Source organism: Chamaesiphon sp. OTE_75_metabat_556 (assembly GCF_031378165.1).
GTDB lineage: Bacteria > Cyanobacteriota > Cyanobacteriia > Cyanobacteriales > Chamaesiphonaceae > Chamaesiphon.
In genome coordinates, this window is the sequence record NZ_JANNDR010000552.1 from 1 (window position 1) to 16266 (window position 16266).

The 16266-nt window shown below is 47.0% G+C and carries 12 protein-coding genes and 1 pseudogene; 4 read left to right on the forward strand and 9 right to left on the reverse strand.

Features of this window, described 5'->3' with window-relative positions; genetic code table 11:
- The coding region (locus tag RMO27_RS21580) for an ABC-F family ATP-binding cassette domain-containing protein (protein ID WP_309736465.1) at window positions 1-1153 on the reverse strand (1153 nt) is incomplete at its 3' end.
- A gap of 100 nt (window positions 1154-1253) precedes the next feature.
- Between RMO27_RS21580 and RMO27_RS21585 the strand changes: the two are divergent.
- Window positions 1254-1391, forward strand: a pseudogene (locus tag RMO27_RS21585) (type II toxin-antitoxin system HicA family toxin); the annotation flags it as partial.
- Window positions 1392-1459: 68 nt separating this feature from the next.
- Here RMO27_RS21585 and RMO27_RS21590 read toward each other — a convergent pair.
- Together RMO27_RS21590 and RMO27_RS21595 are read right to left on the reverse strand one after the other, a co-directional pair.
- A complete protein-coding gene (locus tag RMO27_RS21590; protein ID WP_309736467.1) occupies window positions 1460-3688 on the reverse strand; it encodes a glycoside hydrolase in 2229 nt (742 codons plus the stop codon).
- A gap of 298 nt (window positions 3689-3986) precedes the next feature.
- Entirely contained in the window at window positions 3987-5417 is a 1431-nt protein-coding gene (locus RMO27_RS21595) for a proton extrusion protein PcxA (RefSeq protein WP_309736469.1), read from the reverse strand.
- Window positions 5418-5583: 166 nt separating this feature from the next.
- Between RMO27_RS21595 and RMO27_RS21600 the strand changes: the two genes are divergently transcribed.
- Window positions 5584-7683: a recombinase family protein gene (locus RMO27_RS21600; RefSeq protein WP_309736471.1), complete on the forward strand. Its 2100-nt coding sequence runs from the start codon at window positions 5584-5586 to the stop codon at window positions 7681-7683.
- A 385-nt stretch (window positions 7684-8068) separates the two neighbouring features.
- On the opposite strand, the gene RMO27_RS21605 is transcribed toward RMO27_RS21600, so the two are convergent.
- The 5 genes from RMO27_RS21605 to RMO27_RS21625 form a co-directional block, all read right to left on the reverse strand.
- Window positions 8069-8740 (reverse strand): HAD-IA family hydrolase, encoded by a 672-nt coding sequence (locus tag RMO27_RS21605; RefSeq protein ID WP_309736473.1) that lies wholly within the window; start codon window positions 8738-8740, stop codon window positions 8069-8071.
- Window positions 8741-8779: 39 nt separating this feature from the next.
- A complete protein-coding gene (gene queG, locus RMO27_RS21610; protein WP_309736475.1) occupies window positions 8780-9730 on the reverse strand; it encodes a tRNA epoxyqueuosine(34) reductase QueG in 951 nt (316 codons plus the stop codon).
- 96 nt (window positions 9731-9826) lie between these two features.
- Window positions 9827-10081: a TIGR03643 family protein gene (locus RMO27_RS21615; RefSeq protein WP_309736477.1), complete on the reverse strand. Its 255-nt coding sequence runs from the start codon at window positions 10079-10081 to the stop codon at window positions 9827-9829.
- Window positions 10082-10173: 92 nt separating this feature from the next.
- Window positions 10174-11415: a glycoside hydrolase family 10 protein gene (locus tag RMO27_RS21620; RefSeq protein ID WP_309736479.1), complete on the reverse strand. Its 1242-nt coding sequence runs from the start codon at window positions 11413-11415 to the stop codon at window positions 10174-10176.
- A gap of 39 nt (window positions 11416-11454) precedes the next feature.
- Complete coding sequence (locus RMO27_RS21625) at window positions 11455-12126, reverse strand: class I SAM-dependent methyltransferase (protein ID WP_309736481.1); 672 nt, start codon at window positions 12124-12126, stop codon at window positions 11455-11457.
- Window positions 12127-12194: 68 nt separating this feature from the next.
- On the opposite strand from RMO27_RS21625, the gene RMO27_RS21630 reads away from it, so the two are divergent.
- Window positions 12195-13178 carry a spherulation-specific family 4 protein gene (locus tag RMO27_RS21630; protein WP_309736482.1) on the forward strand — a complete coding sequence of 328 codons (984 nt, stop codon included), beginning with the start codon at window positions 12195-12197 and terminating at the stop codon, window positions 13176-13178.
- A gap of 168 nt (window positions 13179-13346) precedes the next feature.
- Here the strand turns inward: RMO27_RS21630 and RMO27_RS21635 are convergent, their stop codons facing one another.
- Window positions 13347-14909, reverse strand: coding sequence for a pentapeptide repeat-containing protein (locus RMO27_RS21635; RefSeq protein WP_309736484.1), 1563 nt, complete (start codon window positions 14907-14909; stop codon window positions 13347-13349).
- A gap of 198 nt (window positions 14910-15107) precedes the next feature.
- Between RMO27_RS21635 and RMO27_RS21640 the strand changes: the two genes are divergently transcribed.
- Window positions 15108-16163 (forward strand): AAA family ATPase, encoded by a 1056-nt coding sequence (locus tag RMO27_RS21640; protein WP_309736485.1) that lies wholly within the window; start codon window positions 15108-15110, stop codon window positions 16161-16163.
- The last annotated feature ends 103 nt before the right edge of the window (window positions 16164-16266 follow it).

Here is a 16266-nt window from a genome sequence, read left to right on the forward strand (position 1 = left end):
TATGGATCGTGGTGCCAATATCGACAGTACCTTTGTCAGGTGCCAATCGTCCGATACAGATAGCCATAAGTGTCGATTTACCAGCTCCATTTTCGCCGAAGATGCCAATCCGATCTTCGGGTGAAAACTCATAGGTAAAATCGGAAATTAACTGGCGATCGCCATAACTTTTCGATACACCCGTCACTTCGATTACTTTCTTACCAATTCTGCGTGTTGGTGTAGAAATATCGACTCTACCAGTCGTTTGTTTAAATTCTTTTTCCTTGAGATCTTCGGCGCGCCCGATCCGGGCTTTTTGCTTGGTACTACGAGCCTTAGCACCACGTTGGAGCCAAGCCAGTTCGCGGCGGAGTAAGCCAGCGTGTTTGCGTTGAGTACCGACCATTGATTCTTCGGCTAAGGCTTTCTTTTCTAAGTAATAAGTATAGTTACCACTGTAGGTAAAAATATCACCCCGATCGATTTCAATAATCCGATTAGTTACCTTATCCAAGAAATAGCGATCGTGTGTAATTAATAAAATTGCACCGCGATAGCGACTGAGATAATCCTGCAACCATTCCACCGATAAAGCATCCAAATGGTTGGTTGGTTCGTCCATTAATAAGGCATCAGGTTCGGACAATAATGCCGCTGCTAAAGCAATCCGTTTGCGATATCCGCCCGACAGATCGCCAACTTTTGCTTCAAAATCATGAATGCCTAATTTAGTGAGAATGATCTTAGATTTAGTTTCCAAATCCCAAGCGTTCACCGCATCCATCCGCTGCATGACGGTGGATAGTTTATTTAGTAATTCGGTGGAATTCTGATTTTCGGGGTGGGCTAATTTTTCAGATATTTCCTCATAATCCCGCACTAATTGCATCTGCTCGCCACTATCAGCAAAGACTTGTTCTAATACCGTATGGTTGGGGTCCATTTCTGGTTGTTGGGGCAGATAGATCGTCGTCACCCCCGGATTGAGTAAAATCTGACCGCCATCGATCGGCTCTAAACCAGCAATCATCTTGAGTAAGGTTGATTTGCCCGATCCATTCATACCGATCAAGCCAACTTTGTCCGTCGCATCTAAGCTAAACGATCCATCTTTGAGAATCTCCTTGATTCCAAAGTCTTTTTTAACTGATTGCAACGTAAAAATAGTCATGGGATTTGGGAGTGACGAGATGGGAGTTGGGAGTGAGTTTAGAGATATAAGTTAGAACCACAGAGATCGCAGGCAGAATCTAGCTTTAGATCGAGAACTACTAAAAAAGCTCGGTTTTGAGGTAATTAGAATTCGTGGCAGCCATCACTTTGTACAACATCCAGATGGTAGATGGACTGTCGTTCCAGTTCATTCAGGTGAAACTATCGGGATCGGCTTGTTAAGTCAAATCCTCTAGGATCGCTATAGTTGGAAGTAGTAGAGAATAGAGATCGATCCCCTACTCCCCACCCTCTACCTTCTAATTTACGGAACTTGTAAGCTAATCCAACCCTGTTCTGGGATGTGCTGACGATAACGACCGCAATCGGAGAACATTAACGCCATTTGTAACCCATAATCGGGTTCTAAATTGAGATCTTCCCACGGTACAGCAATTTCTAGACATTTATCCCAGGCTACCAGTGCATTACTCGATCGAGCCTCCCAGCGATCGTAATCCATCGCCTCTTGCAGCCAAGTATGCTTGGTAGTCAGATCGATCATCAGCCGATGGTGGAACCGATAATTAGTCGGTGCTTGACGGGGTAATTCTGCCAACGGAATCGGGCTATTGTGCATGATTTCTTTGGGGTAGAACCAGACTAGATTCAACTCATTGGGAATCTCCAATCCTGGTTTGACACCAGCTTTGAAGTCCATCCGCACATAGAAATTCCGGTGATCCGCGCCATAAAACACCCGTTGAATCGGGCTAGCTTGGTGCATTGTGCCACTGGCACCGCCGATTTCCAAGCGTCCGGCAAAATTCCAGTCCTGCTCGTCACCACTACCATCGATCGTTGGGTGGATAAAGCCCTCTGGACGGTAGGTAGTCCGCCGCTCGTGGGATTCGACTGGTTGACGAAGTTCGGGCGGTACAGGCTCATTTAAGGCTTGATAAAGCGCGATCAGATGTTCGCGGAAGAGTTGGTCGAACATCGCATCTTGGTTGGAAGAATGTCCGTAGCCAAACCACCAGAACCAATCCGAGCCTTCGGCAGCATAGAGGGCTTCCCAAGCAGTTGGGTTAGTTGTTTCGGTAGCTTCGGGATGGTTGGCGAGAACTTGACGAGCCGCCGTCAGCAGATCCCAAGCCCGGTTTTTAGCTGGATCGCCAATCCAAGTAGTCAGGCTACCGTCTACCCACGAGCCAGTATGAAGGGAGGCTGGGGGGAAACTGGCAGTCGGGGGGAATGCATCGAGGAATTCCGAGACGGTGACGAGTTTAATCGTCTCATCGTCGCTGAGGGTTTGATAGAGATGTTCGAGGAACGGTTTGCCATCGAGGTGATAGTGTTCCCAACAGTTTTCGCCATCGAGAGCGATCGTCACCAGCCAAGGTTGCTCTAAACTGGAGCCTTGATGCCCTTCTTTGGCAATCAGCGATTTGGAAATCGCATGTAAATGTCCGACCAAATCCGCTGCGGCAACTTCTGGCTGCATCCCGCTATAGGTAAAGCCGATTAGATCCGAGAGCCGATGATCGCGGAAGACCATCGATAAATCACCATCAGGCGTACTGACTTGGTAGGGACGATACAATAGCTCTGGATCGAGAACATTGCCCGAACCATCACGATGAAAATACCGATCGATCGTATTCCCCAAAATCGACTCATCCGTACACAGCCATTTGAAGCCCTGTCTAGCGACATAGGGCAACATCTCTGGACTGACAGCTTGTTCTGACGGCCATAAGCCGCGTGGCACACAGCCAAACCGATCTTTGTACATGTCCCAAGCCTTGCTCAGGTGGCGAGGAATATCTTCCGCCCAGCGAAATCGCTGTTGGGGTAGTTCCATATTCGGGATGGCTACTCGGCCGACATCCGTATCGGCAAGTAACGGGAGAATCGGGTGAGTGTATGGTGTTGTCGTCACTTCTAATTGCCCTGATTCCTGCATCTTGCGATGCTGGGGCACGATCCGGCGCAGGATTTCCCGCTGCTTGGAATAGATCCGCTGACGATCGCTCAAACTAAAGTCTCTGTCTTGTTTTAACCAGTGAGCGATTTCTGGATCTTCCCAAAATAACGGATCGAACCAAGCTAAGTTATGCCATGCCAATAAGTCCCCATAATCTCGATCGATCCAGTGCTCTAAACACCACGGCTCACCATGTTCATGTCTCTGGTGGTATAGCTCACCATAGCGGGGATGGGGGTCGATCAGGGTATGGTGATTGGCGTCAAAGAAGTGCCGGATAATAAACTGTTTTTGAGTAGCTTGAAGCTGTTCGACTGGCATCAATGCTAGCTCTAAATAGGGATCGAAAGCTGTCCCCGCAATGTAATCTTCTAATTGCAAAATCAGCGATGGAACTAGGTTCACCGTCTGATGTAGCTTGGGATATTTTTCTAATAATAAGATCAGATCTAGATAGTCTTTTGTCCCATGCAAACGCACCCACGGTAATCGGTACTTACCATCGCGGTACTTGTACAGAGGTTGATGCTGGTGCCAGATAAAGGCGACGTGGAGAGGATGCGGCATAGATGAGTTATAACTTCATTGTTGTAAGTACGCGCTAATCGATGCTGGTCGCAATTACCTATCGGTAGGCTGCGCCAACGATAAATTGCACGCGGTTCGAGCAGACTGTCAGATTATGGCCGATAGTTTGCGATCTTAACTTACTTCTTTTGGCGAACGCACGCTTCGATCGAGATTTGACTGGGGATCGCGCTGTGGGTTTACAAGACTTAATCTAGGGAGTAGAGGGTGAGGGTAAAGGGTAAGTAGCAGTAAAATCCGCGTATACACAAGTCAGATTAAACAGCAGGGAGCTAAATTACTCATTCATGGATTTATAGGTGGCGACTGAGGATGGCGATTGTCCGGTGAGGTAGCGGAAGATCCAGTATTTGAAGACGGTATCCATTAAGACGGGGAAAGTAGCAATAAATAGTGAGTTGAAGCCATTGTTTTCGGCAATACCGAGATGTCTGGCAGTACCTTTGAGGATGATTTCCCAACCGTGGGGTGAGTGAAAGCCGACGAAGGTATCGGTGAGCAGAATAATCATAAAGGCTTTGGCGGTATCGCTGAGTCCAGCCACGATGTCGCTCAGAAAGGATTTGAGAATTTCGATCTGGCGGTTGCTATGCGTAATCAACCAAGCAAAGGTGATGACGGACAGAATGTCTGCAAACCAGTTTTTGACTGCTTCAGCACTTTTGCGGTAAAAGTTGTTTTTGACTTCATTGGCTTTACCTTGGACTTGCTCTTCGATCTGTTCGGTGGTGAGCTTGGGTACAAGTCCGACTATTTGCTTGAATTTGATTTGCTTTTCAAACATTTCTAGCTCTTCAAATGCTTCGCTTTCGAGGTTGACATTGATGAAGATATCCGCGTGTCGATAATTGCGGTAAGCATCAATGACTGGCCCGACGACGATGATTTTGGAAATGTAGTGAACCAGGAGGGGCACTAAAATCAGCATCAAGATAAATCGCAACGCCGTTCTAGTTTTGCCTTGATTGAAGCGATAATCTTCCAGGACTTGAACGTCTGCGTTGGGGTTGAGATCTCGTTGGATGCGCCGAAAGGTATTAATCAAGGAAATATCAATAATGGCTTTTTTATCATTATCGGTGTTTTCGCCAGGGCGATCGATTTGATTGGACATACGATTAGACTGGCGACGACTGAGAGAATTAGGGGGATTAGGCGCGATTTGGGCGCGGTTCTGCTTGGCAACGTCTGCGTCAGAGGTTAATAAGTAACCAGGTTCGGCTGGGGCGATAAAATTGATCGCGCGTTCGCCCAAGCTCGATCTTGGTGGCTCAGCGGGGGTATCGGCATACCGAGTCAAGATGGCATCGATAAAGCTGAGTTTCTCTAGAATGCGGGCTTCATATTCGACATCTTGAGTATAGGGATTGATATCACTAGTCGCCCATCGATCGTCGAATTGTTGCGTATCTGGAGCTTGGGGATAGTTATTGCCAGTGACGGTGCGGCTGGTTTGAAACTCAGCGAGGCGAATCCGCACAATGTTGAGATACTTCTTGAGATCGTTCTGAAAATAAGTGGCAACTTGCTTATTGCTGGATGCTGCGGGAATGACAATCTGTTGACCGTTAAAATGTTCGCCCTCGATCGCTTTAATCTTTAAGGCGGCCTTGTAGGCTTCATCTAAGGCTCGATCGGCGGTACGATAAAACCACTGATTCGCTCGCGCCCAGTATTTACCGAAGTTCTTGGCTAGAAAGCTATCCATAGGAAGCGGAGAGTTGGGAGTTAGGAGTTGGGAGTTGGGAGTTGAATTCAGCCTGCACAATATTTTGGATACGGTGCAATTAACTTGTAGGGATGACACCGATCTATGATGTTAATATTTACGTACTGGTACAAGCTATAGATCGATCGCTGGAGTTGAAGGGGTATTGGGTAAAGCTATTTGGATCGAAGGGGGCACTCGAAGTGGCAAGACTGAGGTATTAGTATCTCAATTTTGGCAGTGGTTGGAGGCGCGAATTGTCCTGGGTAAACATTCGAGCCAAGATCGCAAAGTTTTAGTTTTGGCTGGTAATGATGACAGCAAACGGGATCTTGGCGATCGATTGATGGCCAAAACCCAAGCGAAGTATCCCATTTCCGCAAAAACGACGATCGGGTTTATTCAGGATGAGGTGTTATTATTTTATCCCCTCCTGATTCAGAAGTTAAAGTTGCCCGCCCATTTCCCATTGAGATTGCGGCCAGAGACGGAGCAAGAATTGGCGACCAAATTGTGGCAACCCGCACTAGAACGTCTCAATTGGCGGGAAATTGCTCCGTCTGAGTACCGATTCGTCCGGCGGATCTTGGATTTACTACAATTGGCAGCTTACAGTTGCATCCCCTTAGAGCATTTACCAGAGATCCTCACGCAAGGGTTTGGCGCGATCGAGGATGGCGAAATTTATGCATCGGTGGAATCTTTGGCCGCCGAGTGGCGGGACTGGTGTCTCGATCGCGGCTTGCTGACTTATGGCATCATGACGGAATTATATTGGCGATATCTCTTGCCGCATCCTGAATACCAGCGGCAGTTAGGAGATCGTTATTGGACGGTACTCGCGGATGATGTCGATGATTATCCCGCGATCGGGCGACAGATTTGCGAATTTTTACTCGATCGAGGTGTATTAGGCGCGTTTAGTTACAACCCCGACGGGATGGTGCGGCTGGGTTTGAGTGCCGATCCGGATTATCTATTCGGCCTCAAAGCTCGCTGTCTGCACCCCGATTCGCCACGAGATCGGGACGTAGTTTATCTAGACTCGCTGCCGACTAACTTATTTGCAGATCGTCACGCCGCCAGTATCGACACGATCGTCCATGCCGTCCTCAATCCAGGTAATATCGTCAGCTTACCGACGAGTATTCAGGCGATCGAAACCCGCACGCGGGGCGAAATGCTCAAACAAACGGCTGAAGCTGCGATCGAGTTAATTACAACTGGTAAAGTCGCTCCTGGGGATATTGCCCTGATTGCACCCGGTTTGGATGCGATTTCCCGATCGACGATTACGGATATTTTCGATCGAGCCAAGTTGCCGCTGGCGTCCCTCAACGCTCAGTTGCCGCTCAATAGCGATCCGGGCGTGCGCGCGTTGCTGACGCTGATGGCCTTAACTTATCCCAATTTAGGACAGCTTACTAGTCGGGATGAAATTGCCGATCTTTTGGTAACTCTCAGCCCGATTTATCCACCCCAGACACCAATCTTGACCGAAATCGATCCGGTGCGGGCTGGCTTGCTCGCCGACTATTGCTACGCGCCATCCCTATCGCAGCCGCGCTTATTACCCTATGCTAATTTCCCTCGTTGGGATCGTCTGGGTGCGAGTGCCACCAAGGCTTACGATCGAATTCTCAATTGGATAGAGCGGATGCAACAGCAGCAGCCATCACCACTGCATTTATTAAATGAAGCGATTGGGGATTTTTTCCAGCAGGGTAGTTATTTACCATTCGATCGACTCTCAGCTTTACGGGAGCTGATGGAAACCGCCCAACATTACTGGCAAGTTGCCGAACGCACTTATAGTCCAGCGGAATATCTCGAATCGACGCATCAGATTACCGCTCAATTTATTTTGTTGCTGCGCCAGGGGACAATTACGGCCAATCCTTATCCTGTCAGTCAGCTCCAGCCTCAAGATCGGGCTGTCACTCTGTCTAATATCTTCCAATACCGTGCTAGTAAGCGATCTCATGCCTACCATTTTTGGTTGGATGTCGGTTCCCCGTTGTGGGCGGAGGGTGGGGCGGCGACGCTCTATGGTGCCAATCTGTTGCTTCAGGATCGTGTGGGTAAGATCTGGACGGTGGCGGATACCCTGTTGAGTAATGAACTGCGTCGGGAGCGGATTTTGCGGTATTTGCTCCATCGCGTCAACGATCGACTCTATTTGTGTACGAGCGATTTGGCGATCGATGGGCGGGAACAAATGGGGGCGTTGTTGACGATGGTGCATGGGATTGGGTTTGGTACTTAACGTCAGTTTGGGTTAAGGATCGGTTAAAGATCGGTTAAAAATGCTCGTAACAAGCCAATCGGTAAACGATGAGAACTTGTATGATGCAGGTTTGATTTGTGAGGGCAGAACCCGGATCTGGGGGTTCCGACCCCCAGTCCCCCCGTTGAAAGGCGGGACGCCGCCTCTCAAACTCTCCTGCGTAAGGTTCGATTTGTGAGCAGCTTGACGCGCTTCGCATTAGCTTCGCAATGGGAATCGATCTATGGGTTGGGGGTTGTTTTTTAGGGGCGGTTCCGAAATGAGGCCAGGAGTCATTAATCGGAAATCTTTATCCCGAACTCATAAAAAGGGTGTCCCATTGGGGACACCCTTTTTGTCGAAATCGATGTTAAATAAGATTAATTTACAAACAGGCTAAATGCGTGGGTGGGGTTGGATAAAACCGTGCCAGGGCATTGATTAAGGCTAGTGGCTTGGTAATTAGTAGATCTGGCTGCCGATCGATTAGTGCGGTTGGCGCATTGAAGCCCCAACCGACGGCGACAACGCGGATTTCGATCGAGCGGGCGGCTTGAATATCGCGAATTTCGTCGCCGATATAGATGACGTCAGATTTAGTGCAATGATATTGCGCGATGGCTTTGCCGATCGCTTTACCTTTACCAAAGGTTGAAGCACTATTGACAAAATCAAAGAGATGTTCAATGTGATTTTGGCTCAAGAGTGACCTAATATTTGCTTCAGCATTGGAGCTAACAATTCCTAAGCGGTAGCCCTGAAGTTTGAGGGTATTGAGAAGTTCGATGACGCCTGGAAATAATCTCACATTCCGAACTTCAGCGGGAAACTCTTCTTTAACTCGTTTCAATAAGAATGGCAGTTTCCAGAGCGCAACTTTGGATAGCTTGATAATTTCCCAGGAACTGAGATATTTAAGACTAGCTAGCTGCTCATCACCAATCTGCGCATAGCCAAATTCCGGTGCCAATCGGTTGCTAATGCGCATCAATGCACCTAACGTATCTGCCAGGGTGCCATCAAAATCAAAAATGATAAGTTTAGAATTGTTACGCATGTATGAGAAGCCGATGCCAGTTTTAAAATTGTAATCTAATTAACGATCGATTGCGATCCCCGAATTATGAAGATTTGCAATGGCATTGCGCCGCCACATCCCTGGTTTAATTCTACGCAACGCAGAGGCTCTGAAGCTGCGATCCCACGCGGCTTCATCGAGCGATCCCAGTGCGGTTAATGTGTGACTGAGATTACTAGGGTACGGTTGAAAATCGACTACATCTGTAGGCTGGGCGAATTTTTGATTCCACGGACAAACATCCTGACAAATGTCACAACCAGCCACCCATCCTTGGAGATTAGTTGCGATTTCTGGTGGTAATGTTTCAGCGCGATTTTCGATCGTATGGTAAGCAATACAGCGATTGGCATCGACGACAAACGGTTGGGTAATTGCGCCAGTCGGACAAGCCGAGATACACCGCGTACAGGTACCGCAGTGTTGAGTGTGGGGATCGCTAGGAATCAGGGGGATATTAGTGACAATCTCGCCTAAAAATAGCCACGAACCATATTTACGATTGATGACATTTCCGTGTTTACCAATCCAGCCAATCCCCGCAGCCTGCGCCCAAAATTTATCTTGAATCGGCCCCGTATCGACGTAATAACGTGCTTCGACATCATCGAAGGATTGGGTCAACCAAGTTGTTAATTGTTTGAGTTTTTTGGTCAATACTTTGTGATAGTCTCGCCCCCAAGCGTAACGAGCGATTTTGGCGTGGCTGGGGCTAGCTGGGCGTTGGTGTGGGGTGTAATAGTTGAGTGCCAGCGCGATGACTGTTTTGGCAGTAGGCATCAGTTGATAGATGTCTTGCCGGCGAGGGTCATTCATCCAAGCCATATCGGCTTGATAGCCCTGCGCTAACCACTCTTGCAGACGAGTTGCAGCAGTTTGGGTATCGTTCAGATCGATCGAGGCAATACCCACGGCATGAAAGCCAATTTCACGGGCACGATCTTCAACCTGTTGAGTGAGATTTTTCATGGATCGGGGATCGGGGATCGGGGATCGGGTGTGGCAAGCGTAGAGAGTTGAGAAAACTGGAACACGGTTCCGAAACCTAAAACCTAAAGCCTAAATTCACCCTTTTTGATTCTGGGACTTAAAGCGTCCAGCAATAAAGTCGCGGCGAGTGGCGTGTTTGGTAGATCTGCCAGTCACTCGTTCGCGCCACATCCGAAAGCTAGAGGCTTTCATCTCACGGCGCATCAGGGTAATGACTTGAGGTTCGGTGAGGCCAAATTGCAACTCGATCGATTCAAATGTGGTCCGATCTTCCCACGCCATTTCCAAGACTCGATCGATCGTTTCGGAATCTAGTTCGGGTAATTCCATAAGTCTTATCCACTGTCTGATTTATTTCAAAAGATTGGGCATTTAAGTTCCAAGCTAAACGTCCTAAAGCCTAGAACCTAATCCCCAACCCCTTATTTAATTATGCTAGATCTAGCTACTGACTGGGCAAACACTTGTTTGAACCCCTCTTTACGAGCCGTGGCGGGTTCGTTTGTCAATTTCCACAGCGTTTCATAGAAAAAGAAAGATACGCCAGCCAAGCCTTCTTTGCGAACTGCCGCAATCTGAGCTTGAATTTGCTTCATTGGTATCGGTTTGGGTTTGACTCCAGTTAAGATTCCGATGCCGACGGGGATATGGAGACTGGCAAGTTTGACTTCTGGCTTTTTCAGTTCGCCGATAAATGTGGTTAAGTTATCGCGGTAGACTTGAATCAAGAGTTCTTCTACTAAACCTTGACGTTCCCATTTTGCCCAGTCTTGGAGAAAGAAACTTTTGGCAAAGGTTTGGGGATTGGGTGAGATCGAGACGATCGCTTTGGGATTTGCAGCTTTGATGGCAACAAATAAATCACGCATCAGTAAAGTAATTTTATCAGCCCGCCAGTTAATCCACGCTTCGTTTTTAAAATCTTTCGGCGGTAGTTTGCCTTGGTGTTCGCGTTTGTAGAGATCGACTGTAAATTTGTCATAGCCAAATTCAGATGGTAAGCCAAAATGATCGTCAAATTGAATCCCGTCAACGTCATATTTACGGACGACTTCGACGACTAAATCGATGATAAATTTTTTAACTTCTGGTTTAAAGGGATTGAGCCAAACGCGCGGATCTTTGCCTTCCTTCCAGAGTGTACCGCCATCTTGCTTTTGGGTCAGCCAATCGGGATGCAGTTTGGCAAAATCAGAGCCAGCCGGATCGGTAGTGTCCGGTAGCATAAATCCAAATTCAAACCAGGGAATGACGGCGATACCTTGTTTGTGTCCCTGCGTGACTACTTCTTTGAGGACGTCGCGGCCTTCTAGTCCTTCAGATCGACCGAGCTGGCGATTAATTAATATTCCTGCTGATGTCTTGGGCATGAAACTCCTACCGACGATCCGCTTGGCAACCTTACTGGGATAGGTTGTATAACCCCAATTCCACACGACTGGATAGATTGTATTAAAATTTAATTTGCGCAGATCTTTAATGGCTGTAGCTAATCGATCGCGAGTAAATAAGACATTGCTATCGACGTTGGTAATCCAGACCCCGCGAATTTCTCTAGTCGATTTAGTTGGTAGCGATCGCGACCAGGATATCATCGGTATATTTAAAGACAAGATCAATCCGATCGCGATACACAATCCAAACCAAAATTTACGATTTAACATGGAGATTTATAAAAATAGCTGATGGCTGAAGATATTAGCTTAGAGGCGATCGATAATATTTCGCTGACGTGCTAACGTCCAATGTAGTTCGGAAGTTTGCGATAATTTTACTTGCGTTAATCCGATTCGATCGAGCAAGTCTTGCACCTCAGCTAGTGTCAGAGCGGCTTTGAGCGAGTCATGAAATAGCTGTTGTTGACGATCGTCATAATCACTCCCAAATTTAGTAACCAGCTCATTGACCATTAAGTCATTGTCTGGCCTAATCAGATCGCGGATGAGGATGGCACCATCGATTTTAACTAGGCGGCTAATCTCTTGAAATAGGGATAGCGGATCGGGGAGATGATGGACTAAACTATTAGAAACCACCATGTCAAACTCTAGATCTGGATATGGCATCCGCTTAGAATCGACCCGTTCTAATCTAATCCTTTGGGTTAATTGCGCCTCTTCAATATTTCGTTGACCGATAATCAGCATCGATTGTGCCAAGTCTATCCCTGTAAATAGATATTGAGGTCGTTGTTGACACATCAAAATCGGAATGCGCGCCGTACCAGTACCGACATCCAAAACTTTAATTGCCTGTGGATCGAGCGCGATCGCATCGGTCGCAAATGCGGTATTTACCGCTGTAAAATCCATCGCATCATAGGCTGTCGCTTCTAGCCAGGTATCCATGACTTCTGGCTCTAAAATTCTGTCCATGGGCGTTCGGTGAGATTGCTATGGCCATCTTATCTTAAGATCGTTTCTCGCCACTAGAAAATAAAGGGATGGCTGGCGATCGGTTAAAAAATAGTAGGCCGACGATCTTGCCCAGAAATTCAAACCGTAATTACGCTCTGAGTGTGAAAATATATTGGCTATTGGCAACATCGATCCTGATCAGTTACGCGATCGGTCAAACAATTTTTAGCGGGACTAAAGATCAGATGCTAGAGTGGCAACCCGATCGAATCAACCTCAGCCAAGTCCAAATTGTGAGTCAGTCCGATCGCCGATCAAGACTGCAAATCTTGCTGCCGCTGTATATTTATCCTAACTGGTATGACCAGCATAACTATATCTGGAAACAAGTAATCGCGGCTGCCAAAAAAGTGTCGATCGTCGCGATTATCAATCCTAATAATGGCCCGAATAATGCACCGCCAAATACAGATTATCAGCAGGGTATTAGAGATTTGCAGCAAGCTGGCGTCAAAGTCATTGGTTATGTGCCCAGTAACTATGCCAAACGTAATCTTAAAACTGTGAAGGCAGACGTCGATCTCTATATTAAGTATTTTAGTGTTGAGGGGATCTTTATCGATGAAGCGGCAAATACTCAAGACAAACTTGATTATTATCATCAAATTTATCGCTATATCAAATCTCGATCGCCACAAACTACTTTACAGCATCAACAAGATTATACTGTAATTATTAATCCTGGTATGGATATCGATGAAGGGTATCTCAGTCAACCAGTCGCCGACACGATTGTTATATTTGAAAATTATCAGCAAGCTTGGGCTAAATATCGTCCACCTACTTATCTTGAAAAATACTCTTCACAACATTTTGCGGCGTTGATTCATACAACTGCAAACCAAAAGCTTATGAAAAGTACGCTCGATCGCGCTGCAAAATCCAAGTTCGGTTATGTTTATATTACCAATGATAGTACCGATACCACCAACCACAATCCTTGGGATACGCTACCCGAATATTGGCAAGCAGAAGTTAATTATATCCAGCAATTAAACAATGCCGAATAAGTCTCGATCTAAGTCTAGATAATCAATACTCGATCGATTAAATAGCAAAGAGCAAGAGTTAGAACCTCTTGCCTCGATCGCGTTGTGACGATCGCAGAGTCTAACTTGTCCTCCTCACAACGTTATCAACTATCAACTATCAATTATCAACTATCAACTATCAACTATCTAAGGATGAACCGAACCGTCTGGCATCGTCGTACCAGTCAAAATAGCTCCATCTAATTTAGCATTAGTCAAAGTTGCCTTTTTAAGATTGCTATAAGACAGATCGGCATTACTTAAATCCGCCCCTGTGAGATTCGCATTACGCAGATCTACTTGCTGAAACTCGGCAAATTTGAGATCGGCATTGGTGAGTTTGGCATCTCGAAGAGAAGCTCCTTTGAGCTTCGCATAGACAAGTTTAGCTCGATCGAGATTTACCCCAGTTAAATTTGTGCCGTTGAGTTTCGCACCATACAAAGCCGCCTTAGAGAGGTTGGCTCTGCTCAGATTAGCTCCACTCAGATCGGCATCTTGAAAAATTGCCAGCGTGAGATTAGCATCACTAAAATTTGACCCATTCAAACTAGATTGGAGGAGCATTGCACCGGCTAGTTCGGCTTTAGCAAAATTTTGATTAGTCAGATTGCAACTAATACAGCGGTTTTCTTTAATCAGCCGACCGCGATCGGATGCCGCAAATTCAGCTTCCTGCGCGATCGATTGATTTTTGGCAATTTGGGCGGGAGTGAGTTCGTCGCTACTAGGAAATACAAACTGCCGGACGATCAATGCTAAAGCCAAGAGCATACCAGCCCCAATCCCCCATCGCCACCAGTTCACTATTGGCTGGGGTTCGGGCATTTGAAATGAAAATGGCTCTTGAAGGTCTGCTCGGGGATATTCTGGGACAGATGCTGGCGATCGATTGGGATTAATACCACGATCTGTGAAGGTATCGAGATATTGCGGCTGATGGTTGGACTCCACCATATTTTTGAGCCAAGCAATCAATTTTGGATCGGTATTTACCGGGATTAAGTGTTGAAAATTGAGGCGATAATTACGATCGAATAAATGTTGGGATTGGGATGTCGAAGTACCAGTGAGCGAGCAAATCATCGAGATACCCACGCTATATAAATCGTAAGCTTCAGTCGCCGTCGGGATCGAACCAGGCTGGTAGCGATTGTGAGGCTCATGGGCGTGGGGATGGAGTCCGAAATCCACCAGATAGATGGCTAATTCTGTCTCGGTATCGACAATGATATTCGTTGGTTTGATATTCTGGTGAATGACGACTGGTATTAAGTGATGGAGGTAATCGAGAATATTGATGATCGCATCAGCTACCAATCGAATATCCGCTGATGGCAGTGTCCCCAGTTCCGCAACTGATACCCCCGGCAGATACTCGCGAACGAGACAGAACCCCGTCGGTGTCTGGAAAGAATTCAGGTAGCGGGAAAGATTCGGACTGTCAAGTTGTTGTAACCTGGTAATTTCTGGTAAATAATTAGCATAGTCTGGAACTGGTGTGCGAACATCAATCTGTCGCCACTCCTTAATTACCACCAACCGCTCTGTCTCGATCTCTCTGGCTAGGTACGTGATCCTACCGCGATCGAGCTGCTCGGACAACTGCTCATCTACTTGATAGCCATGAATTTTAAAATCGGGCAGATTGTTGCGAACGATCTCACTAACGGATTCACTCTTAGGGTTGGAATTGTCTAAGTCATTCATGGCTCTGAGCCTACGGTCTAGATAGATTTTCTCACTGTAATCGATCGCTCATCAATTCGGCTTCCATCATCCAGCTCAATTAAGTTGGAAGATCTAGAGAGTCAGGATCGATCGGGACGCCAGCGTATCCTCAACTTGCGAACTTTACGTCCCCAATCCTCAAGCCTAGATTAATATACCCTATCTCTGGATTTCCCAATGCTATTGTCTCTGCGCATTCATAACTTTACCCTGATTGATGAGCTAGAACTCAAATTTGGGGCGGGCTTAAATGTGTTGACGGGGGAAACTGGTGCGGGTAAATCGATCATTCTCGATGCGATCGATCTGGTATTAGGTGGCAAGCCGTCACTGCGGATGATTCGGACGGGGACAGCGAAAGCGACGATCGAAGCAACGTTCGCTACTACTGATCGGATTAGGCAATGGTCGATCGATCGCGAATTTGACTCGATCGACGATCGTACCTTGATTTGTAGTCGGGAATTAAGCCTCCAAGGTACCAATCTGCGATCGCGGATGCGCCTCAATGGCACAATTTGCAATCGTCAGCTCACTCAAGAACTCCGCGAACTCCTGATCGAAATTACGGCTCAAGGGCAAACCGTGTTACTAACCAATACCAGCCATCAAAAAGAATTACTCGATCTCTATGGTGGCGCACCGATCATCCAACAGCGGGAAAACATTGCGACGGCTTACACCGTCTATCAACAAGCCTACCAAACTTGGATCGATCGCCAAGCTAACGAACAGCAACGCCTCCAACGACTCGATTTGCTCCAATATCAAGCCGAAGAACTTAGTCAAGTCAACCTCACCACCCCCGATGAACTCATCGATCTCGAAACCGAACGTCAACGCCTCAGCCACGTCGTCGATCTCCAACAACAAAGCTATGCTGTTTACCAACTCCTCTATCAAAATGATACGGGATCGATCGCCGTTGCCGATCTCTTGGGCAAAGCTGAATCTACCCTAATCGATATGGTAGATATCGATGCTAGCCTCCAATCAACCCTCGATCTCGTCAGCCTCGCTCTGGCTCAAGTCACCGCAGCCGGACGGGAAATCAATTATTATGGCGATGCCCTCGAAGCCGATCCCGATCGATTACTCGAAATCGAAGAACGGATTCGCACCCTCAAACTGATCTGCCGCAAATATGGCCCCAGCCTGACAGATGCGATCGAGCATCAACTAACTATTCAAACCGAATTAACCCAGCTTACTGGGGCAGGAGAGTCCCTCTAAGAAATCGAAAACCGAGCTAAAGATATGCACGTAACACTCATTAAAGATCGAAAATAACTGACTTCCCTGCGCATAAAAGCCGCGATCGATCTCGATCATCACC